Source organism: Amycolatopsis ultiminotia (assembly GCF_039536925.1).
GTDB lineage: Bacteria > Actinomycetota > Actinomycetes > Mycobacteriales > Pseudonocardiaceae > Amycolatopsis > Amycolatopsis ultiminotia.
Window position 1 is genome coordinate 1 of record NZ_BAAAZN010000057.1, and the last position, 886, is coordinate 886.

An 886-nucleotide genomic window follows, 5' to 3' on the forward strand; every position below is an offset into this window, starting at 1 on the left:
CCCGCACGATACGACGACCGCACCAACGGACCCGCCATCACACCCGCAAACCCCAACGACTCCGCCACCCTCGAATGCTCCACGAACTCCTCCGGCTTCACCCACCGATCCACCGGATGATGCCGCGGCGACGGACGCAAATACTGCGTAATCGTCAGAATCTCACACCCCGCCTCCACCAGATCCCGCATCGCCGGAGCCACCTCATCCGGCATCTCACCCATCCCCAAAATCAGATTCGACTTCGTCACCAACCCCGCCGCACGCGCCCGCGTGAGAACCTCCAACGACCGCGCATACCGAAACCCCGGACGAATCCGCTTGAAAATCCGCGGCACCGTCTCCACATTATGCGCCAACACCTCCGGCCCCGACCCGAACACCTCCGCCAACTGCCCCGGCACCGCATTGAAATCCGGAATCAGCAACTCCACCCCCGTACCCGGATTCACCGCATGAATCTGCCGCACCGTCTCCGCATACAACCACGCCCCACCATCATCAAGATCATCACGCGCCACCCCCGTCACCGTCGAATACCGCAACCCCATCGCCTGCACCGACTCCGCAACCTTCCGCGGCTCCGCACGATCCAACGCCGAGGGCCTACCCGTATCAATCTGACAGAAATCACACCGCCGCGTGCACTGATCCCCACCAATCAAAAACGTCGCCTCACGATCCTCCCAGCACTCATAAATATTCGGACACCCCGCCTCCTCACACACCGTGTGCAAACCCTCACGCCGCACCAACCCCTTCAACTCCGTGAACTCCGGCCCCATCCGCACCCGCGTCCGAATCCACGACGGCTTCTTCTCAATCGGCGTCTCGCTGTTACGCACCTCAAGCCGCAACAACTTCCGCCCCTCAGGCGTCACGTTCA

The 886-nt window shown here is 62.2% G+C and carries 1 protein-coding gene; it reads right to left on the minus strand.

Annotation, left to right across the window (positions count from 1 at the left end; translation table 11 throughout):
- Positions 1-886: lipoyl synthase (lipA, locus tag ABD793_RS42530; protein WP_425548862.1), on the minus strand; the 886-nt coding region annotated here is incomplete at both ends.